Origin of the sequence: Agrobacterium vitis, assembly GCF_037039395.1 — a bacterium.
Lineage (GTDB): Bacteria > Pseudomonadota > Alphaproteobacteria > Rhizobiales > Rhizobiaceae > Allorhizobium > Allorhizobium vitis_E.
The window spans coordinates 2,799,042-2,822,556 of the sequence record NZ_CP146242.1; the positions used below are offsets into that span (position 1 = coordinate 2,799,042).

Here is a 23,515-nt window from a genome sequence, read left to right on the forward strand (position 1 = left end):
GGCCGGTTGCAGCGCAATCCCGCCGCAGATAGAGCTGGTGCAGCGAAGAGGTTGCATTGCAATAATAGTTAAAGGAAAGCGCGCGGCTTCGACCTGATTGCGGATCGGCTTGTGTGGTAAACCCGGTTTTGCCCGCACGCGGCAGTCGGGCCTGTGCCAATATGAAAATCCCATGAAATAAAAGGGTTAGAACAAGTTCGGTTGGGCCGCTCAATCAGCCTTTGGGAGGCTCGCCGCCAGGGGACGGGATGAGAACCCTGGCGGCGAATACACGATAAAATTGAAAGTTGGGTCGGCCTATTTCAGCGCGGCATCGGTGATTTCATGGGTATAAGCGCCCACGGGTTCCTTGGCGATGACAGGATCAGAACCGCCGCCGAGCAGGGTGGCCACGGTGCGCTTGTAATCGGCCTCATCCAACGCGCCCTTTGAACCTTCCGTCAGCTTGGCCACTTCACTCATCATCCGCTTCTGATGCTTTTCGGTCTGAGCACCGGAGGCGTCGTTGTCCAGCACGATACCAGCTGCCTCGTCCGGGTTCTTTTCAGCCCATTTCCAGCCCTTCATCGAGGCGCGCACGAACTTGACCATTTTTTCCTTGAAGGCCGGGTCTTTCAGCTTTGGCTCCAGCACGTAGAGACCGTCTTCCAAGGTCGCGACGCCTTCTTTTTCGTAAGGAAAGGTGATCAGCTGGTCGGGCTTGATACCGGCGTCAATCACCTGCCAATATTCATTATAGGTCATGGTGGAAATGCAGGCGGCCTGCTTTTGCAACAGCGGATCGACGTTGAAGCCCTGTTTCAGCACTTTTACGCCATCGGCGCTGCCATCGGTTTTGATGCCCAGATGCGCCATCCATGACAGGAACGGATATTCATTGCCGAAGAACCACACGCCCAGCGTTTTGCCCTTGAAATCGGCAGGCGTTTTGACGCCGCTTTCCTTCAGACAGGTCAGCATCATGCCCGAATGCTTGAACGGCTGGGCGATATTGACCAGCGGCACACCTTTTTCGCGGGTGGCCAAGGCCGACGGCATCCAATCGACAATCACATCGGCACCGCCACCGGCCAGCACTTGCGCGGGCGCAATGTCCGGGCCGCCGGGCTTGATGTCCACATCAAGGCCTTCTTCCTTGTAATAGCCCTTGTCTTTGGCGACGTAATAACCGGCAAACTGCGCCTGTGTGACCCATTTCAGTTGCAGGGTCAGCTTGTCAGCCGCATGGGCCTGCATTGCCAGCATGGAAATGCTGGCGGCCATGAGGTGTGTGGTGATTTTGCTTTTCATGATCGTTCCCTCTCTTGTTATTAGCAGTTTATCTAATCTGCCCACCACGGACAGACGGATGCCAGAAAGTGACGGCTTTTTCAGCCAGCGCCACCAAACCATAGAAGATAGAACCCGCCAGCGCCGCCACCGCAATTTCGGCCCAGACCATATCCACATTGCTGCGGCCCACCTCGGTGGAAATGCGAAAGCCCATGCCAACAATGGGGGTTCCGAAAAACTCCGCCACAATCGCGCCGATCAGCGCCAGTGTCGAATTGATCTTCAGCGCGTTGAAGATAAACGGCCATGCGGCGGGAAGCCGGAGCTTGATCAACGTCTGCCACCAGCTGGCGGCATAGGTGCGCATCAAATCGCGCTCCATGGGGCTTGCCGCAGACAGGCCCTGCACGGTGTTTACCAGCATGGGGAAGAAGGTCATGATCACCACGACTGCGACTTTGGAGGGCCAATCAAACCCGAACCACATCACCATAATCGGGGCCACGCCCACCACGGGTAGGGCCGAGACAAAATTGCCAATCGGCAGCAGCCCTTGTTTCAGAAAGGGTGAGCGATCAATCAGCACGGCCACGATAAAGCCAAGGCCGCAGCCTGCGACATAGCCTGATAGTACCGATTTCAAAAAGGTTTGCTGGAAATCGGCCCAGAGGATCGGCAGCGAATGGATCAGCCGGGTCCAGATCATGCTGGGGGCGGGCAGCAGAATGGAGGGGATGTCAAAGCCGCGCACCAGGCATTCCCAGATGACCAGAAGCGTGATGCCAAACAGCAGCGGAACAGTGATATTGGCGGCACGTTGGGCGGGCAGGGCTGCAAAGTGTTGGCGCACCAGCCATTCATTCACGCCCCAAGCCACCAGCCAGAAGATCAGCGCAAACAGCAGATAACCACTCATGCCCGCTCTCCCATGCGTTTCAACACCGCAGCATGGGCAAGCCCGACGATGGCCACCAGCAGCGCGGCCAACCCTGCCGCCATGAAAAGGGCTGCCCAGATTTGCACTGTTTGGCCATAGTAAGAGCCGGACAACAGCCGCGCACCGAGACCCGCGACCGCCCCCGTCGGCAATTCCCCCACAATCGCACCCACCAATGAAATGGCGATGGCCACTTTCAGCGAGGTGAACAGATAGGGCATGCGCAGTTTCCAAAATGTCTGGGTGTTGCTGGCGTAATAGGTGCGCATCAGATCAATCAGAATCGCATCGGGGCTGCGAAGGCCTTTGACCATGCCCACCACCACGGGAAAGAAGGACAGATAGGTGGAAATCAGCGCCTTGGGCATCAGACCGGAAATGCCAACAGCGTTCAGCACCACAATAATCATTGGGGCCACGGCAATGATGGGAATGGTCTGGCTGGCAATCACCCACGGCATCAGCGATTTATCGACGGCGCGGTTATGGACAATGGCAATGGCCAGCAAAATGCCAAGCGCTGTGCCCATGCCAAAGCCCATCAACGTGGCCGAGAGGGTGATCCATGCGTGATAAACAAGGCTGCGCTTGGAGGTGATGGGTTTATCGATGGTGGTATCCCACAGCTCGGCAATGATCTGGTGCGGTGCGGGCAGGACAGGACGTTCCTGATTGAAGGTCTGCTCGATCACTTGCTCGGTGGTGATCTCTTCTCCAGCCCGTGCCGCCTGATCGCGCACAAAGGGCGCGTTGAGGATGACAACGAAGACGTGCCAGATGATCAATATGGCAAGGATGACGGTGAGAATGGGGAGCAGTCTACTCATCATAACTATGCCCCGCCCGCAAACCTTCGCGCACCCGATGGGCAATGGCCAGAAACTCCGGGCTTTCCCTGATATCCAGCGGCCGATCTCGTGGCAGGGTCGATTCAATCACATCGGTAACGCGCCCGGGCCGGGAACTCATCACCACGATTTTGGTGGAGAGATAAACGGCCTCTGGAATCGAATGGGTGACAAAACAGATGGTCTTGTTGGTGCGATCCCACAGTTTCAGCAATTGCTCGTTCAAATGATCGCGGACAATTTCATCCAGCGCGCCAAAGGGTTCGTCCATCAACAACAGATCGGCATCAAAGGCCAGTGCGCGGGCAATCGAGGCGCGCTGCTGCATGCCACCGGAGAGCTGCCAAGGGAATTTCTTGCCAAAGCCGGTGAGATTGACCAGTTCCAGCGTCTGCTCAATCCGCTTTTTCTTCTCATCCGGGCTATAGGCCATGATCTCCAACGGCAGGGCAATATTCTGCTCAATGGTGCGCCACGGATAAAGCGCTGCCGCCTGAAACACATAGCCGTAGGAGCGCTCCTTGCGGGCATTTTCCGGTGTCATGCCATTGACGGTGATGGTGCCGGATGTGTGCTTTTCCAGATCGGCAATGACGCGCAAAAACGTGGTTTTGCCGCAGCCGGATGGGCCGATGAAGGAAACGAAATCACCCTTTTTCACCTCCAGATCCACGTTGGACAGCGCATGCACCGGCCCATCATTGGTCTGGAAGGTGAGACAGAGGTCTTTGGCAGAGACGACGGAGTAGGGGGATTCTGTCATTCAACAACAAGCTCCGACGGTAATACTCTTTGCAAGACATTTTCTTATGAGGTTAATTTTTTTATATCTCCTAGTGGACGATTTTTCTCTACTCCAGCACAAGAGATAACTTCCGCCGTATGATTTCGAATATAAATCCCACCCTTCCTTAATTTTTTTCTTGCCTTGGAAATTAACTAATCCGAACCAAAGCTGGTTTCGTTGCGATATGGTCTGTAAAGCCTCTTTAATATTCAATTCTTTTTTTAAAAATAATTCCTTAAATTTTATTTCATAATTATTTTCAAAGAATATAAAGTATCGTTCTCCCCAGAAAAATAATGTATTAATCGCACAGATCCTAAATGCTGTTCCTTCTGTTCTATTTGATTCTGCCGATATTTTTGCTGATTCAGAAGACGTGAATATACTGCGGCAAACTGGTTTGATGCCGCACTTTGTGTTTCTAATGTGTTGAAGCTCACGATAGTATCCAAACTCAATTGAGCTTATAGATCGCAGAGAAACTTCTCTCGCTGAATTAATGTCATATGGAAAGTACCTCTGGATTTCATCGTTCATCTTCTGTCCATTGGAAAAATAGAATCCAGAACTCGGCGCTCCCGATAATCTTCGGATACCTCTGAAAGCGTCTTAGTGGCCTTCACATCACACCCCGCTGGCCGGAATGCCCGTACGCTCTACTTTGCGCGGCGACACCAATTCCTTCCACGTAGACAGCGCCTTGCTCACTGCCGGATAAGGCTCACGCTTCACAAACTTGCCGTGGCCTTCCTGGGTTTTCACCGTGCTTTCCTCAATCGCTACCACGCCACGGGTCAGCGTGAAGCGCGGCAGGCCGGTGACGGTTTTGCCCTCGAACACATTGTAATCAATGGCCGATTGCTGGATGCTGGCCGAGATGGTCTTGGAGCGTTTCGGGTCCCACACAACAATATCGGCATCGGCCCCCACAAGAATGGCGCCCTTTTTCGGATAGATATTGAGGATTTTGGCGATGTTGGTGGAGGTGACGGCCACGAATTCATTCATGGTCAAGCGGCCTGTGGCCACGCCATAGGTCCACAGCATCGGCAGGCGGTCTTCGAGGCCGCCGGTGCCATTGGGGATTTTGGTGAAATTGCCAACGCCAAACCGCTTCTGTTCGGTGGTGAAGGCGCAATGGTCGGTGGCAACGCAAGACAGCGAGCCGGATTGCAGGCCTGCCCAGAGGCTATCCTGATGCTGCTTGTTGCGGAACGGTGGCGACATCACCCGGCGGGCGGCGTGGTCCCAATCCTTGTCGAAATATTCGCTCTCATCCAGTGTCAGATGCTGAATCAGCGGCTCGCCATAGACCCGCATGCCCTTTTGCCGCGCGCGGCGGATGGCTTCATGGGCCTGTTCGCAAGAGGTATGCACCACATAGAGCGGCACACCCGCCATATCGGCCAGCATAATGGCGCGGTTGGTGGCTTCGCCTTCCACCTCGGCAGGGCGGGAATAGGCGTGCGCCTCCGGCCCATCATTGCCCTCGGCCAGCAGCTTGGCCGACATGGCGGCGACCACATCGCCATTCTCAGCATGCACCAGCGGCAGCGCACCCAGTTCGGCACAGCGAGAGAACGAGGCGAACATCTCGTCATCATTCACCATCAAGGCCCCCTTATAGGCCATGAAGTGTTTGAATGTGTTGATGCCCTTGTCTTGCACGATGGTCTGCATTTCATTGAAAATGCGCTCATCCCATGAGGTGATGGCCATGTGGAAGGAGTAATCGCAATTGGCGCGGGTGGATTTATTGTCCCAACGGGTCAGCGCTTCCAAAAGCGATTGGCCGGGATCGGGCAGACAGAAATCCACCACCATGGTGGTGCCGCCAGCAAGGCCAGCACGGGTGCCGCTTTCAAAATCATCGGCGGAATAGGTGCCCATGAACGGCATTTCCAGATGCACATGCGGATCAATACCGCCCGGCATGATGTAACAGCCGGAGGCATCCAGCACGGTATCGGCGGAAAGATCGGGGCCGATTGCGGTGATGATCCCGCCCTCGATTTTCACATCGGCCTTGTAGGTGAGATCGGCTGTGACGATAGTACCGCCTTTGATGACTGTGCTCATGTGTGTTCACCCGTATTTGTTTTGGTTGTCATTTGGTGGCCTTCGGCCCCCCTCATCCGCCTGCCGGCACCTTCTCCCCGCAGGCGTGAAGAGACCAAGACGCAGCCGCTTCGTCTATTGGAAAGCACAAAGGGTACGGCGCACTCCCTCTTCTCCCCAGCGGGGAGAAGGTGGCTCGAAGAGCCGGATGAGGGGGTGGCCGAAGGCCCCTAGGCTTGCTCATTCCTGTCCTCGTTTCCCCGGATAGAACCGTAATGTGCCACAGCGCTCGGTGATCTTGCCTTCCAGAACGGCAAGGATTGTCTCAAGAACATCGCGTCTTTCCGAGAGAACCTCGCCGTTCCAAAACCGAAGCACATCATAACCCTGGTCATTCAACCATGTTGTTCGTATTTCGTCTGAAGCGCTTTCGGCATGTTGGCTGCCATCCAGTTCAACGATCAAGCACCGTTCACGGCAAACGAAATCCGCAATATAGGCACCGAGAGGCACCTGCCGCGCGAATTTATGACCGTTGAGCAACCTGTTGCGAAGATCGCCCCAAAGCCGATATTCCGCGTCCGTTTCTTCTCTGCGCAGCTCGTCTTGCCTGTCCAGTTTTGCCGGGGCGGCGTTTGGTAATGTCCGTCATGCCTTCGGCCCCCTCATCCGCCTGCCGGCACCTTCTCCCCGCTGGGGAGAAGAGACCAAGACGCAGCCGCTTCGTCTATTGGAAAGCACAAAGGGTACGGCACACTCCCTCTTCTCCCCATCGGGGAGAAGGTGGCTCGAAGAGCCGGATGAGGGGTGCCGAAGGCCATACTCACCCCACAACCTCCGCCGTTTCCAACACCGCGTGCAACAACACATCACACCCAGCACTCGCCCAATCCTTGGAAATCTCTTCCGCCTCGTTGTGCGAAAGCCCACCCACGCAAGGACACATGATCATCGTCGATGGCGCAACCCGTGCCGCCCAACAGGCATCGTGGCCGGCGCCGGAAATGATGTTCATATGGCTATAGCCGAGCCGCTCGGCGGCATCGCGCACGCGGCCCACCAGTGTGGGGTCAAAGGTGACGGGGTCGAAATGGCCAACGGCTTCCACCGCGCAGCCAACGCCCAGCGCTTCGCAAATCGATGCGGCTTCGGCTTCAATCTTCGCCCGCATCCGGTCCAGCTTCTCTTGGCTCGGCGTGCGAATATCCACCGTGAAGACCACCTTGCCCGGCAGCACATTGCGCGAGTTAGGCGAGAAGAACACTTGGCCGACGCCGCCAACAGCACCCGGCTGTTCGCTCATCGCCACATCCTGCACCATCTCGATAATCCGGCTCATGGCCAGACCAGCGTTGACGCGAAGGTTCATCGGCGTGGAGCCAGTGTGCGCTTCGCGGCCCGTCAGCGTAAATTCCAGCCACCACAGGCCCTGACAGTGGGTCACAACGCCGATCTGCTTGTTCTCGGCTTCCAGTATAGGCCCTTGCTCAATGTGATATTCGAAATAGGCGTGCATTTTGCGCGCCCCCGCTTCTTCCTCACCCAGCCAGCCAATGCGCTTCAGCTCATCGCCATAGGTTTTGCCGTCTGGGTCTTTGCGCGAATAGGCGTAATCCAGCGTGTGCATGCCAGCAAACACGCCCGATGCCAGCATGGCGGGGGCAAAACGCGCGCCTTCTTCATTGGCCCAGTTGGTGACAACAATGGGATGTTTGGTCTTAACGCCAAGGTCGTTCATTGAACGCACCACTTCGAGTGCGGCCAGCACGCCCAACACGCCATCATATTTGCCGCCGGTGGGCTGGGTGTCGAGGTGTGAGCCAACATAGACCGGCAGGGCATCGGGGTCGGTGCCGGGGCGGGTGGCAAACATCGTGCCCATCTGGTCCACGCCCATGGTCATGCCTGCGGCTTCGCACCAACTCTGGAACAGAGTGCGGCCTTCAGCATCCTCATCGGTCAAGGTCTGGCGGTTGTTGCCGCCAGCCACGCCGGGGCCAATCTTGGCCATATCCATCAGGCTGTCCCACAGCCGGTCAGCATTTACGCGCAGGTTCGCACCGGGGTGAGCCGTCATTTCATCATTCCTAATTTGTGCAGGGATTTCGATGCCCATCGAAAACCGCTGTTCCCATCATTGTTAGCTCTTGTTATTTTTGAGCCTTTGTTTCGGTCTCAACCATTGCCTTTCTGAGGGCAGTGATTGATATTTGACCGATTGGTAAACATTACAACTTCCGGCGTAGCACTCAAGCCGAAAAACGCGAAAAATTCGGTCAAAGCTTTCGCCTATTTTTTTGAGGCGCGTCTGGGTGCTTCCGGGGCAGGGTTGGAAGCAGCAAGGCGCAGGCAGGCATTGGGAAGACAGGCATGGGGAAGACAGGGAGAGAGCATGGCGATTGCCAGGGCATCGAGGACGCAGAGGCGGACCCGGATTCAGGAGGAAAAGGAGGAGGTCATCCTGCAAGCGGCACTGGACGTGTTTTCCATGCGCGGCTTTCGCGGCTCGACCATCGACCAGATCGCCGAGGTGGCGGGCATGTCGAAACCCAACCTGCTCTATTACTTCCGCACCAAGGAGGCGATGCACCGGCTGTTGATGGACCGGCTGCTGGAGACGTGGCTGGAGCCGCTGCGCGCTTTCGATGCCGAGGGCGATCCGCAGGAGGAAATCCGCAGCTACATCCGTCGTAAGCTGGAAATGGCCCGCGATTTTCCGCGCGAAAGCCGGCTGTTTGCCAATGAAGTGCTCCAGGGCGCGCCTATTATCGAGGATGTGCTGAAAGGGCCGTTGAAAGACTTAGTCGATGAGAAGGCCGAGGTGATCCGCAGTTGGATCATGGCGGGCAAGCTTGCCACCTGCGATCCCTATCACCTGATTTTTTCGATCTGGTCCACCACCCAGCATTACGCCGATTTCGACGTGCAGGTGCGCGCCGTGCTGGGCGCGGGTGGGGCGGAAGACGACCGGTTCGAGAATGCCGCGCGGTTTCTGGAAGGGCTTTTCCTGCGAGGTCTACAGCCGGGAATGTGAAGGCGGGAACGTATCATACCAAGTCTCGAAGATGCCTGACGCATCCCCGACTTGAAAAAATTGAAAATATCTCAAATGCTTGCATGGCTTGAGATATTTTCAAAGGGAATACAAAGAGTCATTTTCAATGATTCTTTGTATCAATCCGGCAGCAGGGCCATGGCGAGAAGTCCGGCGGCTGTGATCAGCGCACCGGCAAATACGGCCATTGGCGCCCAGCCATGGCCCATGGCGCCTTCCAGCAGAATGATGAAGCTTGGCGTCAGGTAGCTATAGGCCAGCACCTTGGGGGCGGGCAGCCGCTGCGAGGCATATTGCAGCAGCAGGAAAGTGATCAGCGTCGTCACGACCGCCAGATAGAGCACCAGGCCCCAGCCAAGCCAGGAGATCGAGGTGTAATCAAGGGCGATCAACCGGGGCAGGCCGGGCACCATAATGAAGGCGAGTGTGCCCACCGCCGACCAGAGCAGGAAGATCAGCGCCGGTTCGTTCTCGTTGAATTTGCGCAGCAGCGGCACATAGATGGCATGGGCGGTAACGCCGACGAGGTAGATTAGCTCCCCCTTGCCGATGTCGAAATGGATCAGCGCCTGCACATCACCGCGAAAGATCACCCAGATCGCCCCGATGGCGGCAATCACCAGGCTGACCATCACCCGGCCACGGGTTTTCTGGCGCATCAATAGCCAGGCGAAGCCTGCGCTCATCAGCGGCATCATCGTGAAAATCGCCCCGGTCGCCACAGGGGCGGTGAATTGCAGGGCGATGAACATGCTGATCATATAGGTGGCCATCAGCGCGCCGATGATGACGAAGCGCAGCGGGCGACGCGGCGCCTCAACCGGATAGCGCTTGATGCGGAAGCACAGGAAAGCGGTCAGCGCGATGGTAACGATATAGCGCAGAGCCTGGACCGCAATCGGATCGATCATGTGGGTCGCCATGCCACCGAAGGAAAAGGAGGTGGCGAGCAGCACGGCAAACAGCAGAACGGCCAGATGGGCCTTCAGTTTCTCGCGGCCACGGGCATGGCTGTTATGCCTGTCTCTTATATTGTCTTTTTCAGGCAAGGGGGAAATCGGCGATGCTGTCACGGATTGGGTCTTTGTGAAATGATAGGCAAAACGGCGGCCACGCATGTCGCGTCAAGGCTCTCTATACGATGCAGGGCAAAGCGAGGCGACCCCTTTTCCGTTCAAAAATAAGGCATTTCAAAAAATATCAGAGCGCCACGGCACCCTGTTTGCGGTCGAGAGATCGGTGTTTCAAAAGCGCGAACAGCTCATCGCCGTTCATGGGTCGGGCCAGGCCGTAGCCCTGCAAGGTATGACAGCCGAGATCCCGCAGAATTTCGGCATGTTGCTTGGTCTCCACACCTTCGGCGATGATTTCAATGCCAAGCGAGCGACCGATTTCGACGATAGAGCCGATCAACCGCCGCTGTTGCTTGCTCTCGATGATCGGCTGGGTCAATTGCCTGTCGATTTTCAGCCGTCGGGGCGAGAGCTTCAACAGGCTGAGGATCGAGGAATAGCCGGTGCCGAAATCATCGATCTCGATATCGATGCCGAGGATCTTGATCTGGCTGATGGCGGTTGCCGCCGCCTCGGCCTTGTCGTCGAAGGAGATCGATTCCAGCAACTCGAAGGCAAGGCCGCCAGCGGGAAGCGGCGTATCACGCAGATGGGCGACAAGCCCGTCGTCGAACAATCTCTGGGCGGAGATATTGACGGAGACATGCGGTGTGTCCAGCCCATGCTCCTGCCAGCGCCGGGCCTCGGCAAGCGATTGTTCGAGAATGCTGTTGTCGATGGCGGCCACGACATTCAGGCTTTCCGCAACCGCAAGAAAGGCGATGGGCGGCAACAGGCCAAGCTGCGGATGTTGCCAGCGCGCCAGGGCTTCGACACCGGTGATCTGCATGGTGTGCGCGTTAAATTGCGGCTGGAAATAGGGGATGAAATCGTGATCGGCCAGCGAGCGGAGAATGGCGTCGGCGGTGCGCTTGGTGGAAAGGGTCGCTTCCTTCAGCGTGTCGGAAAAGAATTCCAGCCGGTTCTTGCCGCGCCGTTTTGCCTCGTAAAGCGCGATATCGGCATTGATCAATGCCTGTTCCAGATGAGGGTGGATGTTGCAGGATTGGGCGATGCCGATGCTGGCGCTAACACGGCATTCCTGGCCCTCCCAATGGATTGGCTGGTTGATGGCGTCGATCAGGATTTCGCCAAGGATGCGGGCTGCAGCCTGGCTACTCTCGTCGTGTTTGACCACCACGAATTCGTCGCCGCCGATGCGCGCGGCAAAATCCCCGGGCGAAATATGGGCGTTGATCTGGCTGGCGGCATGACGCAGCATGGCATCGCCTGCCGCGTGGCCCAGCGTGTCGTTGATCTCCTTGAACCTGTCGAGATCGATATGCAGCAGAGCGACAGATTTGCCGCTGGCCCTGATCTCTTCGACGTCTGCCAGATGCCGGTCGAGGAAGCGTCGGTTTGCAAGTCCGGTCAGGGGATCGTGCAGGGATGTATGTTCCATGATCCGCCGGGCAGTTTCCAGCTCCTGGTTCTGGGCCTCCAGCGCGGTTTTGGCATCGTGCAGGGCTTCATGCAGTTTGACATCCGCGGTGATGTTCCAGTTCACGCCAACGATCTTCTTGCGAAAATCGGCATCGCGATAGATCGAGCCGAAGGAGCGGATATGGCGTATCTGCCCGCTGCGATCCAGAATGCGGAACTCGGTCGAGTAATTGGAGCTGGTGCGGATGGCTGAGGCCAGAGCGTGTGTGGCACTTTCCCGATCCTCCGGGTGGAGACAATTGCTCCAGTCCTCGCGGGTTTCAATCGGACGGGATGGATCGCAATCATAGAGCTGGCGCATGCGATTGTCCCAGGTCAGGGCCAGACTGCCGATATCCATTTCCCACACGCCGATTTGCGAGGCATCGAGCGCAATCTGCAATCGTTGTGACAGGGTGCGCAGTTCGCGTTCCTGCTCGTTGAGTTCGGCAATATTGGCCTGCCGTTCCATCAGCAGATGCGCGACCCACAGGAAAGGGGTGATGATCGTCAGCGCCAGGATGAACATCACCACCTGGCGGAACCAGATGTCCTTGGCGGGTTGTTGCCAGCCGCCCTTGGGCGCTGCCGCCAGCACCCAAGTCTGGGCGCCAATGCTGACCTCCATGCGCACCGCGCTGGCGCCAATCAATGCGGGATCGCCGAAAAAGGCGGTATTTGCAGCGTTTTGTGTATCGGAGGCAGCGTAAAGCGCGACATTCATATCGAGGTCGTAGAGACCGCTTTCACGAAACAGCCGCTCCACATCGACGGTGCCGCGCAGCAGGCCGTGGGTAAGGGGCTTGTCTTGGGAGGTGGGTTTATCTTGGGAGGCGGGTTTATCCTGGGATATTGGCTGGTCGGGCAAGTCCGCTGACGCGCTGACCGGTTCGCTCAGGCTCGATGATGCGATGGGGTAAAAGATAACGAGACTATTGCCGGTGTTCGGCAGGTTCATCGGCTCTGTGATGACATAGATATTGCTGCGCATGGCCTGCAAGGCGGCTTTTTGCTCCTGCGGGTTGGCGGTAAAATCATATCCAATCTGGTTGAGAATGAACGGATAGGTCAGCCTTGTCTGCATGTCGAAGGAAAGACCGATTGAGCGCAACCGTACAGGCCTGGAGAAAAATCGCCGGCCAATGGCGGAAAACCGCGCCTGGCTCATGTCCGGCTCGGTTTCCAGCACGGCAAGCAGCCCCTGGAGCATCTTGATGTCGGCCTTGATATTGCCTTCCAGCCGGGCGCGGACGGGGCTGAGCTTGTCGGAAATCGCGGCCTTCCTGTCTTCCAGATAGGCTTTGCGATTTTGGCCCTCGATTGCAAAAATGGTGACGAAAACCGCAGCGCACACAATAAAAGCGGGCCAGTAGAAGCTGGCGAGCTTCCTGACACTTTCCGCAATGTTACCGGCCCAGGCAGAAGTGATCATCATCAAACTCTTCAACATGCAGATATATCGATGTTTCGGTCCTGCTCTTTACAGCGCCGTGCGCCATATGGCGCACAAAGGTTCGCTATAACTCTTATATCTGCGGCATAATTTTCTCTTTAAGCCGATTCCGGTTTAAAGAATTATGCAGGAGAGTCTGCCAGTCTCATATGTCACCTGACAGACTTTCGATCTTGTTGTTTTCGCGTCGGATTTCTCAAAAATCGATCTCAATTTGCGGTCCGATGCTGTCGCGCTCGGTAGAGCGTAAGGTGCAGTATTCATTTCGAAGATTGACCCCTAATCGCTTCGCCCATTTTGGATGATATGGTTAGATCACTCTTCTTATTCTAAGATACTTATGCAGACTTGATCATTTCATTGCAAAGTAATTCTCTAAAATGTCCTCATTGATGTAAAAAATGTCGTGTTTCGAAAAAATATCCGTATTTCAATCGATCCTGGTGACATATCTTGTTATAAAGAAAATTATCTGTGAATTTTAATTTGTAATTTTGTTGAATTTCCTCTCAAATAATCTGGAATTTATGAGAGAAATTTTCCAATGGGCAATAGATAAAAATGAGATTGCCTGCGCTATAGTCGACGCATGGTGTTGTCATATTATCTGGGTGAAGCGCGCTCCACGATAGGGGGTGCAAGGCGCTGTATGGATATTGTCGTCAAGCACGCGATGAAATAATGACCGCATCAGTTCATGAAAAAATTGAAAATTCCTGAATTTTCCTGCCAAGTTTCGTGGGTTTGTTTTCATTTGTGTATTTCTAATATTGAAAAATCCTGATGCAATTCACGTCGTTCCCTATCATTTTTGCTCGGAAACCTACGGAAACCCAAAAGACAAATGAAAAAAGCGAGTGACAATCTGGCTGGTTCAATCTGAACCCGGCCGACCGTCACTCGCTGCCAGTTTAAGGCTTTGAGATATTCACAAAGGGAAGTCCAACGCCACCGCGATGACGGCTGGGCTTATTCCGCTGCCTGCACCGCCATCGGATTGTTGGGATGGGTCGTCCAGTTGGCATAGTTCGGATCGACCGGCTTGCCGGTGCGTTGGTCCAGCGTGCCGGGTTCCAGCCCGACCATGGTGATGCAGTTTTCGACCGGACAGACGTTGACGCAGAGATTGCAGCCGACGCATTCGTCTTCCATCACCTCAAACTTGCGCGCACCATCGACAATGCTGGTAATCGCCTGATGGGACGTGTCCTCACAGGCGATGTGACAGCGTCCGCATTTGATGCAGGCATCCTGGTCGATCTGCGCCTTGGCGATATAGTTGAGGTTGAGATATTGCCAGTCGGTGACGTTGGGCACTGCGCGGCCGCAGATGTCGTCCAGGCTCCGATGGCCCTTGGCATCCATCCAGTCGGACAGGCCCGATATCATTTCCTGAACGATCTTGAAGCCATAGGTCATGGCGGCGGTGCAGACCTGCACATTGCCAGCGCCCAGCGCCAGGAATTCCGCCGCATCGCGCCAGGTGGTGATGCCGCCGATGCCTGAGATCGGCAGGCCATAGGTTTCCGGATCGCGGGCGATTTCCGCCACCATGTTCAGCGCGATTGGCTTGACCGCCGGGCCGCAATAGCCGCCATGGCTGCCCTTGCCGCCAACGCTGGGGTTCGGGGCAAAGCTATCGAGATCGACCGAGACGATGGAATTGATGGTGTTGATCAGCGACACCGCATCGGTGCCGCCAGCCTTTGCAGCGCGGGCCGGTTTGCGGATATCGGTGATATTCGGTGTCAGCTTGGTGATTACAGGCATGCGGCTATATTGCTTGCACCAGCGCACCACCATTTCGATATATTCCGGCACCTGGCCGACGGCAGCCCCCATGCCGCGTTCCGACATGCCATGCGGACAGCCGAAATTCAGCTCGATGCCGTCTGCCCCGGTTTCCTCGACCAGCGGCAGGATGGCCTTCCACTCTTCCTCCTCGCAGGGCACCATGATCGAGGCGATCAGGGCGCGGTCCGGCCAGTTCATCTTGACCATCTTCATTTCCTGAAGATTGACCTGCAAGGGCCGGTCGGTAATCAGCTCGATATTGTTGAGACCCAGCAGGCGGCGGTCCGCCCCCCAGATGGCCCCGTAGCGCGGACCATTGACATTGACGACCGGCGGGCCTTCCGAGCCGAGGGTTTTCCATACCACGCCACCCCAGCCCGCCTTGAAGGCGCGCTCGACATTATAGGCCTTGTCGGTGGGTGGCGCAGAGGCCAGCCAGAAGGGGTTGGGCGATTTGATGCCGACGAAATTATTTCTGATATCAGCCATGGTTCAATCCCTTCGGCTCAGGCGACGGCGCTGACGCCGGAGGCGTCCGCAGCAAGCGTCAGGTTGATGCTTTCAGCCGCGTCGCGGCCCATGGCAACGGCAGAGACCGTCAGGTCCTGACCGCCCAAGGCGCAGTCACCGCCCGCCCAGACGCCGGGCAGCGACGTGCGCCCCTCTGCATCCACAGCGATCTTGCCGCCTTGCATGGCAAGGCTTTCCTGGCCTTCCGGGTCGAGCTTCTGGCCGATGGCGACGAGGATCTGATCGGCCTTGATCTCGGTGATGTGGCCGGTGCCCTTCATCAACCCGTTTTCCAGGTGGGTGTATTCAAAGCTGATCGAGGCGACATGGCCGCCGTGATGCGCAACCTCTTTCGGCTGGAGCCAATGGCGGATCTGCACGCCCTTGGAGGCGGCAAGATCCTGCTCATAATCCGAAGCGTTCATATGCTCCTTGCCACGGCGATAGCAGATGGTAACGTTTTCCGCGCCGAGCAGCTTGGCCTGCACGCCCGCATCGATGGCGGTCATGCCGCCGCCGATGACGACGACATCGCGTCCGACAGGCACATCGCTCTTGGCGTCTGCCTGGCGCAGATGGGCGATGAACTCCACCGCATCCATCACACCATTGGTATCGGCGCCGGGAATGGTCAACATATTGACATTGCCAAGGCCGGTGCCGAGGAAAACCGCATCAAACTTGGCCTTCAACTCGGCAAGGGTAAAGTCGCGGCCCAGCATCTGGCCATGCAACACATCGATATTGCCAATCGACAGGATGTAATCCACTTCCGCCTGGGCATAGTCATCGGTGGTCTTGTAGGCGGCAATGCCATATTCGTTCAATCCGCCCGCCTTGGGGCGGGTATCATAGATGGTGACGGAATGGCCGTGCATGGCCAGCCGATGCGCGCAGGCAAGACCGGCTGGACCGGCGCCAACCACGGCAACGGTTTTTCCGGTTGAGGCAGCGGCTGTGTAGAACTGGTGGCCATGTTCAATGGCCAGATCTGTCGCATAACGCTGCAAGCGGCCGATCTCCACCGGGCGTTCTTCGGCGGTGTTGCGCACGCAGGCCTCTTCGCAGAGCTGTTCGGTGGGACAGACGCGGGCGCACATGCCGCCAAGGATGTTCTGATCGAAAATCGTCTTGGCCGAGCCGGTCGGATTGCCGGTCGAGATCTGGCGGATGAACAGCGGAATGTCGATTGAGGTCGGACAGGCCGTCATGCAGGGCGCGTCATAACAGAAATAGCAGCGGTCAGACGCGACAAGCGCTTCATGGTCGCCCAGGCGCGGATGCAGATCGGAGAAGTTTTTTACATAATCGGCAGCGTCAAGCCGCCCGGCCTTCAGGCCCGGTTCCAGTTTTCGCATCGCAGTTCCCTCTTTTTTGTTCGAAGCGATTGGGAAAATCGTAACGCAGGATAAAAAATTTATCAAACGGTAAAAATTGGAATATGCCGCAATGCGGCAAATTGTTCAACCTGCTGATATTGAAGGATTTTACTCGATTTCTGATGCTGTGTGTTGGCCTTCATGCCCAGTGATAAAACATGATGAAAATCCTCCACTATATACTTTACTCTTTTACTCATGTTTTGTAGGGTGGTTGCACACACACGAGGATGGCAAGACGCCGCCGCCATACACAGGAGACGGTCCATGGCAAAACACAATGCGCCAAAAAAGAAGAAGCAGACGGATAAGCGGGCTGTGACGGCTGCCCCGGTTGACGACAAAGGCGGCCAGGCAGATATCAAGAGCTTCCTCTATGTCGGCGGGCGCGATTGCCAGGTGGCGCATCTGCGCCAGATTGCCACGAATTTCGGCGCTGAACTGATCCACCACGACGGCGGATTGCGGGAAGCCGTCTCGCGTATCGATACCGTGCTGCCCTCGGTGGACTGCGTGTTCTGCCCGATCGACTGTATCAGCCATGATGCGTGTCTGCGGGTGAAGAGCGGCTGCAAGAAATTCGGCAAGACCTTCATTCCGCTGCGCAACGGCTCGAAATCCAGCCTGGAACGGGCGCTTCAGACCTTGAACGACCGCTCTGACAGCAATTGAGGGACATATTTCATGCATGACGGCAGTGACGGTAGCCTGATGATCGAGCTGCACAAGCTTGGCGACCAGGCGGGGGAGGGACTGATCGGCGCTCTCTATGAGCGGCAGCAGGATGGCCGGGAACGGCAGGCGGCGATGGCAGAGATCATCCGGCTGCCGGGCCTGCATGAACGGCCCGTTTCGCGCACCCAGCATTTGGCTCAAGGGTTGCGCCGGGACGCGGTTTCAGCCGAGGTCATCGATTTTCCGCCGCCGCAATGGCACCGCAACGCGGCACGCCGCAAAAGCTGATTAGCTGCGCGGCAAAAACGCGCCCAGCGCCAGCAGCGCCCAACCAACCATCATCGCAATACCGCCCGTTGGGGCGGCCATGGGAAACAGGCTTTGGCCAGTCCATTGCTTGACTGCCAGGTCGCCTGCAAACAGCAGCACGCCAAGGCCGATCACCAGGCCGGATAGCGTCGCGGTGCGTATCCTGTCACCGGCCAGATAAAGCCCCAGCAAGGCGGGAGCATGGGTGAGCGCAATCGAGGAGGCGGGGCCGAGCAGATTGCCAGCCCCCGTCACATGCGCCGCCGCTGCCGCCAGCCCGACGCCGCAGGCGCCGAACAGGCCGGACAGAATAAGCAGGAGAGGTCTCAATGCGCGCAGGCTCATGGCGCTATTCCTTGTTCTGCATATGATGGGCAAGTTTCTCGATGGGCGTCCAGATGATCTCGCGCAGCTTCTCGTGGGCAATGGTCTCGTCCATGGCGCGGCGAAAACACAGCAACCACTCATCGCGCTCTTGGTGCCCGATTTCCGCGACAAAATGGCGACGCCGTAACATCGGATGGCCGCGCTTCTGCATATAAACCGGCGGCCCGCCGAGATAGCCGGTGAGGTAATCGTAAAACTTCTCTTCGCTTTCGGTGAGGTCGGCTGGATGGATTGCCCGGCATCGCGCCGCTTCCGGCAGCGTGTCCATCAACTGATAAAACCGCGCCACCAGCGCCTTCACCGTCGCATCGCCGCCGATCGCCTCATAAAGCGTTATGGTCTTCTCGTCGCTCACGTTCTGCCTCATTTTTACGGGAGTCTTATCGCTGAACTGTCGGCGATGATGCAACGAAGAATGAAATGATGTGTCGATTGGGCGCAGACCGACCGATATCACCTATCGGCGCGGCTCCTGCCTGGCGGGGTGACAGGCATGTTTCAATCCACGCCCCTGCATGAGGGGCGTCCTGATCTTCCCTCGTTTCAGTTCATCAAAATCATTCGGGTTTTACGAACCGGAGGCTTTTCCGGCATGCTCAGGGTTCGCGCCAGATTATGCCGTGGCGCATTGCCTGGCAAAGGATCAGGTCTTCAATGCTTTTTGTGAGGCCTCACGCCGCGACCTGATGGAAAAACTGCATGCTGGCTTCCACCGCATGGGGGATTTCGCTGGTGTGATTGCCTTCCACCTCTTGCGAGGAGATAATCGCGTTGGCGGCTCGGGCGCGCTTTAGCAGCAGGGCGGCGTTGTCCTCGAAGCTGGTTTCGGTTTCGGCATGCAGCAGTTTTATCGGACATTTGAAGCTATGGGCGTAGCAGACCGCGCTGCGCACCTCAAATTCATGCGGGCGGCTGTCGTCGAAGCGAATATCCTCGGGGTAGCGCTTGAAAAACCGGAAAGCGTTGGGATTGCCGGAAATCGGCACGGCGGCGCGGAAGCGGTGAGTGCTCATTGCGGCCAGCATGGCCAGCGTGCCACCGATGCTGTGACCGGCCAGAAACACCCGCTCGCGGTCGACGCCGGGCAGGTGGGAGAGCCGGTCGGCCGCCGCAAGCACGTCATCCACTTCGTCGTAGAAACCGGAGAAAATCCCCATCTGGCCGTTTTCACCGCGCATGGAGGGCATCATCACCACATAGCCAGCATCCGCATAGGCTTTCAGCGGTTCCCACTGGCCAGCTCCCATGGCATTGCCGCCATGCAGGAACAGCACGGCGGGCTTCAGCTTGCGCTCGCGCTTATAGGTGGACACCCAGGCGGCCAGGGTCAATTCACCGCCACGCCCGGAGCGGTAGAAAATCCGGTTGGCGCCGGCAGGTGCGGTCAAAGGCTCGTATTTGTCGGGGGCGGGGCCTTTTTGCAGCAGCCGGGTGCGAAACCGCTCGCGCATTTTCATATAGTCATGGTGCAGCAGGCGCGGCTCGGTTGGAATGTCGAAGGCCTGCGCCATGGATGGAACTGCAAGTGCAGCGGCCATGCCGGAGAGCAGTGTGCGCCGTGTCAGTGCTGTTTGGCTCGCTGGCGCCTCGTCCGATCCCATGCCGAATTCCTTCATGCAATTTCTGCCCCTGCCGCTTGCAACCCTGCGATAACTGTCAGTGCTCGATATCCCGGTTCCGCCCTAAACGGCATGTCGTGATTCGAATATTCTTCACATCAGGCTATCGCATTCTCAGATCGGAATCGATTAAAACGAGGATGATGCCGCAAATAAGACGAAGAGCCCTTGAAAATGACGCTTCGTATTCCTTCGTCGAATATCTCAAGCTATTGGTGCATTTTAGATAGCCGTTATTCCTGTCGGCCGAGCATGCGTGAGCATCTTCGAAACCTTCTATAAAATATCGCAATGCTGCCGTTATAAATTCCGCATCATGCAAACTCATCGTGGCGCGATACGCTATCCGCGCCAAGACAAATTTTGTTGAGCCCGGTATTTCGTTTTCAGCACAGACATGCCTGGGCTGTGTTCAGATCCCTATCAGGCCACGCGGGCCATGCCGGAGAACTGTGCGGGATGGGTGGCCTTGCTTTGTGAAAGCTTGAACTGGCCGATCATCTCGACCAGCTTGTTGCTCTCGTTGGCCAGCGTCGAGGCGGCGGCGCTGCTTTCTTCCACCATGGCGGCGTTCTGCTGGGTGGTCTGATCCATGCTGTTGACGGCGCTGTTGACTTCGCCAAGTCCGGTTGACTGTTCTCGTGCCGCGGTGGAAATCGCGACGATATGATCGTTGACCTGGACGATCAGCGCGCTGATATCGGTAAGAGCCGTTCCCGTGTCGCTGACCAGCTTGACGCCGCTTGCCACTTCCGTGGTCGAGTTCTGGATCAGGTCCTTGATTTCCTTGGCAGCCTTGGCGGAACGCTGCGCCAGTTCGCGCACTTCCTGAGCGACAACGGCAAATCCACGGCCCGCTTCGCCTGCTCTTGCCGCCTCGACGCCTGCGTTAAGTGCGAGAAGATTGGTCTGGAAGGCGATTTCGTCGATCACGCCGATGATATTGGAAATCTTCGATGAACTATCCTCGATCCGGCTCATGGCGTCCACGGCCTGGGAGACGACATTGGCCGAGGCTTCGGCATTGGCCTTGGCCTTGGCGGCGACCGAGCGCGCCTCCTGGGCGCGCTGGGCAGAGGAATTGACATTGGCGGTCACTTCGTCGAGGGCGGCGGCGGTTTCCTCCAGATTGGAGGCCTGGGTTTCGGTGCGGCGCGACAGGTCGTTGACGCCCTGGCTGATTTCGCGCGTGCCTTCGCTCATCACCATGGTGCTGGCGGCGATCTGCTTGAAGGTGTCGCCGAGCTGGGAGACGGACCGGTTGAGGTCATGGCGCAGAAATTCGAAATCGGCGGCAAAGGGGTCGGTGAGCTGGAAGGCGAAATCGCCCGAACACAGCCGCTTCAGGCTGTCGCCCAGCGCCGAGACGGTCTGCACCCGCGCTGTCACGTCGGTTGCGAATTTCACCACCTTGACCACCTTGCCGTCTATGTCGAGAATGGGATTGTAGGAGGCGGCGATGATGACATCGCGGCCATCCTTGGTGACGCGCTTGAATTCCGCCGCCTGATATCTGCCTTCCCGCAGCACCTGCCAGAACTGCCTGTAATCCTCAGAGGCAGCATAATCCTTTGCGACGAACATGCTGTGGTTCTTGCCACGAATCTCGTCCAGCCTGTAGCCCATAGTCTTCAGGAAATTCTCGTTGGCGTTGAGGATCTCGCCGGTCACGGAAAATTCGATGATCGCCTGCGAGCGGCTGATCGCCGCCATCTGGGCGGCGTAGTCCATGTTGAGCAGCCGTTCCTTGGCATCAGCCCATTCCACCACAAAGCCATGGACCTTCTCGCCCTTCTTCAGCGGTGTGACCAGCAGGTCGAAAATGCGCGCGCCAACCCGGATCGTGGCTGCATGGCGCTGCTTCAGCGCCGCCAGCATGCCACGTTGATGAGCGGGGTTCTTGTGAAACACGTCGATATTGCTGCCAATCAGGGTTTCGACGCTGAAACGCGGCAGCTCCTTCTTCAGGTCACTCTCGGCTTCCTTGAGCAGGTCGACGACGGCAGGATTCATATAGGTGATGTTGAGATTGGCATCGGCCACCATGACATTAGCCTTCAAGGCCTCCAGAGCCAAAAGCTTGCTTGTCGTCTTCGAGCTCAGAAATCCGTCCATACCCATGCCAGCACTCCTCTTTTGCGGTCATGGCGATCTGTCGCCTTTTCCGGGTGATATATCTTGGTTCTCGAAAAAGTAGACAGGAATTACGAATAAATCGCTAATTTAGCGTTCTTGTATGTTTTTTGGGGTTGAAATTTGTAACCTGTGGTATTTGCATATAATTTTCGCAAAGGCTTTTATTTTATACACTGCTTTCGCCCGATCGCTGTGCAGGTCTGGCCATGGCAGCGGCACAAGCTCAGTTTTTCGGCTGGTTTGCGGCGATTTTGGCAGGCTGAAATATTTTCGTCGCGATTGAGCACGCTTCTTGCATTGTAAAAGGCACTGTATTCATATGGCTAAAACAAACGGGGATAGCGCCATTGGCATTTGATGAAATGATTACGGCGGACGGCAGCCCGCGCGGACCGTACCAGAAATATTTTGACTGGTATTCGAGCCAGGACCCCAAGCATCTGATCGCAAAATCGCGGGATGCGGAAACCATCTTCAGAAAGACCGGTATTACATTCGCCGTTTACGGCCACGAGGATTCCTCGGAAAAACTGATCCCCTTCGATCTCATTCCCCGGATCATTTCCGGCCAGGAATGGCGAAAGCTTGCCCAGGGTATCGAGCAGCGCGTGTTGGCGCTCAATGCCTTTCTCGATGACATCTATCATAAGCAGGAAATCATCAAGGCTGGCCGCATCCCCCGCGAGCTGATTGAGAACAATGTCGCCTTCCTGCCGGAAATGATCGGCTTCCGTCCGCCGGGCGGCGTCTATACCCATATCGTCGGCACCGACATCGTGCGCACCGGCGAGGGCGAATTCTATGTGCTGGAGGACAATGCCCGCACGCCGTCCGGTGTCAGCTATATGCTGGAAAACCGCGAAACCATGATGCAGATGTTTCCCGAACTGTTCCAGCTGAACAAGGTGCAGCGGGTCGAGGACTATCCCTATCTGCTGCGCCAGTCGCTGGCTTCGCTGGCGCCCCCCGGCTGCAAAGGTAAGCCGCGCGTTGCGGTGCTGACGCCGGGCATCTACAATTCCGCCTATTACGAACATTCGTTCCTGGCCGACATGATGGGCGTGGAACTGGTGGAAGGCTCGGACCTGCGCGTCATTGACGGCAAGGTGAAGATGCGCACCACCCGTGGCTATGAGGCGATTGACGTGCTTTACCGTCGCGTTGACGATGATTTCCTCGATCCGCTGACCTTCCGCCCGGATTCGGCGCTGGGTGTACCTGGCATCATGGATGTTTACCGCGCCGGCAATATCACCATTGCCAATGCGCCCGGCACCGGTATTTCCGACGACAAGGCGATCTATTCCTACATGCCTGAAATCGTCGAGTTCTATACCGGCCGCAAGGCGATCCTTGAAAACGTGCCGACCTGGCGTTGTTCGGAAGCCGATAGCCTGGCCTATGTGCTGGAGCATCTGGAAGAACTGGTGGTCAAGGAAGTGCATGGCTCCGGCGGCTACGGCATGCTGGTTGGGCCGACCGCCAGCAAGAAGGAGAGGGCGCTGTTTGCCGAAAAGCTGAAGACCCGCCCCAGCAATTACATTGCCCAGCCGACCCTGTCGCTCTCGACCGTGCCGATCCTGGTCAACAAGGGCATTGCGCCCCGGCATGTCGATCTTCGTCCCTATGTGCTTGTCTCCGACAAGGTGCAGATCATTCCTGGTGGCTTGACCCGCGTGGCCCTGAAGCAGGGTTCGCTGGTGGTCAATTCCAGCCAGGGCGGCGGCACCAAGGATACATGGGTACTGGAGGATTGATGGTC

At 56.8% G+C, this 23,515-nt stretch carries 20 protein-coding genes; 4 read left to right on the forward strand and 16 right to left on the reverse strand.

Annotated features, from left to right (window positions below):
* Window positions 1–297 precede the first annotated feature (297 nt).
* The 8 genes from V6582_RS15500 to V6582_RS15535 all read right to left on the reverse strand — a co-directional run bounded on the left by V6582_RS15500 (window position 298) and on the right by V6582_RS15535 (window position 7,979).
* Window positions 298–1,290: an ABC transporter substrate-binding protein gene (locus V6582_RS15500; protein WP_156630806.1), complete on the reverse strand. Its 993-nt coding sequence runs from the start codon at window positions 1,288–1,290 to the stop codon at window positions 298–300.
* 28 nt (window positions 1,291–1,318) lie between these two features.
* On the reverse strand, window positions 1,319–2,188 hold the full coding sequence (locus tag V6582_RS15505) for an ABC transporter permease (RefSeq protein ID WP_156630807.1): 870 nt from the start codon (window positions 2,186–2,188) through the stop codon (window positions 1,319–1,321).
* Entirely contained in the window at window positions 2,185–3,039 is an 855-nt protein-coding gene (locus tag V6582_RS15510) for an ABC transporter permease (protein ID WP_156630808.1), read from the reverse strand. Before V6582_RS15510 ends, V6582_RS15505 begins: the two co-directional genes overlap by 4 nt.
* Window positions 3,029–3,820, reverse strand: coding sequence for an ABC transporter ATP-binding protein (locus tag V6582_RS15515; RefSeq protein WP_349508886.1), 792 nt, complete (start codon window positions 3,818–3,820; stop codon window positions 3,029–3,031). The genes V6582_RS15510 and V6582_RS15515 overlap by 11 nt, the downstream gene beginning before the upstream one ends.
* Window positions 3,821–4,381, reverse strand: a complete 561-nt coding sequence (locus tag V6582_RS15520) for a hypothetical protein (protein WP_156630810.1) — start codon at window positions 4,379–4,381, stop codon at window positions 3,821–3,823.
* A gap of 87 nt (window positions 4,382–4,468) precedes the next feature.
* A complete protein-coding gene (hydA, locus tag V6582_RS15525) occupies window positions 4,469–5,923 on the reverse strand; it encodes a dihydropyrimidinase (RefSeq protein ID WP_156630811.1) in 1,455 nt (484 codons plus the stop codon).
* Window positions 5,924–6,142: 219 nt separating this feature from the next.
* Window positions 6,143–6,520 (reverse strand): endonuclease domain-containing protein, encoded by a 378-nt coding sequence (locus V6582_RS27570; protein WP_432706319.1) that lies wholly within the window; start codon window positions 6,518–6,520, stop codon window positions 6,143–6,145.
* A gap of 205 nt (window positions 6,521–6,725) precedes the next feature.
* Entirely contained in the window at window positions 6,726–7,979 is a 1,254-nt protein-coding gene (locus V6582_RS15535) for a Zn-dependent hydrolase (protein ID WP_156630813.1), read from the reverse strand.
* A 315-nt stretch (window positions 7,980–8,294) separates the two neighbouring features.
* Here V6582_RS15535 and V6582_RS15540 point away from each other — a divergent pair, with 315 nt between their 5' ends.
* A complete protein-coding gene (locus tag V6582_RS15540; RefSeq protein WP_156630814.1) occupies window positions 8,295–8,936 on the forward strand; it encodes a TetR family transcriptional regulator C-terminal domain-containing protein in 642 nt (213 codons plus the stop codon).
* A 140-nt stretch (window positions 8,937–9,076) separates the two neighbouring features.
* On the opposite strand, the gene V6582_RS15545 is transcribed toward V6582_RS15540, so the two are convergent.
* The 4 genes from V6582_RS15545 to V6582_RS15560 all read right to left on the reverse strand — a co-directional run bounded on the left by V6582_RS15545 (window position 9,077) and on the right by V6582_RS15560 (window position 16,606).
* Window positions 9,077–10,075 carry a DMT family transporter gene (locus V6582_RS15545; RefSeq protein ID WP_156630815.1) on the reverse strand — a complete coding sequence of 333 codons (999 nt, stop codon included), beginning with the start codon at window positions 10,073–10,075 and terminating at the stop codon, window positions 9,077–9,079.
* Between the two features lie 82 nt (window positions 10,076–10,157).
* Complete coding sequence (locus V6582_RS15550; RefSeq protein WP_197434297.1) at window positions 10,158–12,926, reverse strand: bifunctional diguanylate cyclase/phosphodiesterase; 2,769 nt, start codon at window positions 12,924–12,926, stop codon at window positions 10,158–10,160.
* A 987-nt stretch (window positions 12,927–13,913) separates the two neighbouring features.
* Window positions 13,914–15,227 (reverse strand): NAD-dependent dihydropyrimidine dehydrogenase subunit PreA, encoded by a 1,314-nt coding sequence (preA, locus tag V6582_RS15555; RefSeq protein WP_156630817.1) that lies wholly within the window; start codon window positions 15,225–15,227, stop codon window positions 13,914–13,916.
* 17 nt (window positions 15,228–15,244) lie between these two features.
* The gene (locus tag V6582_RS15560; protein WP_156630818.1) at window positions 15,245–16,606 is read right to left on the reverse strand and encodes an NAD(P)-dependent oxidoreductase; all 1,362 of its coding nucleotides are present in this window, start codon (window positions 16,604–16,606) and stop codon (window positions 15,245–15,247) included.
* A 288-nt stretch (window positions 16,607–16,894) separates the two neighbouring features.
* Between V6582_RS15560 and V6582_RS15565 the strand changes: the two genes are divergently transcribed.
* On the forward strand, window positions 16,895–17,299 hold the full coding sequence (locus V6582_RS15565; protein WP_015916881.1) for a DUF2325 domain-containing protein: 405 nt from the start codon (window positions 16,895–16,897) through the stop codon (window positions 17,297–17,299).
* 12 nt (window positions 17,300–17,311) lie between these two features.
* A complete protein-coding gene (locus tag V6582_RS15570) occupies window positions 17,312–17,590 on the forward strand; it encodes a hypothetical protein (RefSeq protein WP_156630819.1) in 279 nt (92 codons plus the stop codon).
* On the opposite strand, the gene V6582_RS15575 is transcribed toward V6582_RS15570, so the two are convergent.
* From V6582_RS15575 to V6582_RS15590, 4 genes are all read right to left on the reverse strand, one after another.
* A complete protein-coding gene (locus tag V6582_RS15575) occupies window positions 17,591–17,956 on the reverse strand; it encodes a DUF423 domain-containing protein (protein ID WP_156542426.1) in 366 nt (121 codons plus the stop codon).
* A 4-nt stretch (window positions 17,957–17,960) separates the two neighbouring features.
* Complete coding sequence (locus V6582_RS15580) at window positions 17,961–18,353, reverse strand: globin (RefSeq protein WP_337739183.1); 393 nt, start codon at window positions 18,351–18,353, stop codon at window positions 17,961–17,963.
* Window positions 18,354–18,669: 316 nt separating this feature from the next.
* Window positions 18,670–19,599, reverse strand: a complete 930-nt coding sequence (locus V6582_RS15585) for an alpha/beta hydrolase family protein (protein WP_156630992.1) — start codon at window positions 19,597–19,599, stop codon at window positions 18,670–18,672.
* A 441-nt stretch (window positions 19,600–20,040) separates the two neighbouring features.
* On the reverse strand, window positions 20,041–21,738 hold the full coding sequence (locus V6582_RS15590; protein WP_156630821.1) for a methyl-accepting chemotaxis protein: 1,698 nt from the start codon (window positions 21,736–21,738) through the stop codon (window positions 20,041–20,043).
* A gap of 362 nt (window positions 21,739–22,100) precedes the next feature.
* Here V6582_RS15590 and V6582_RS15595 point away from each other — a divergent pair, with 362 nt between their 5' ends.
* The gene (locus V6582_RS15595; protein WP_060718098.1) at window positions 22,101–23,510 is read left to right on the forward strand and encodes a circularly permuted type 2 ATP-grasp protein; all 1,410 of its coding nucleotides are present in this window, start codon (window positions 22,101–22,103) and stop codon (window positions 23,508–23,510) included.
* Window positions 23,511–23,515: the final 5 nt, after the last annotated feature.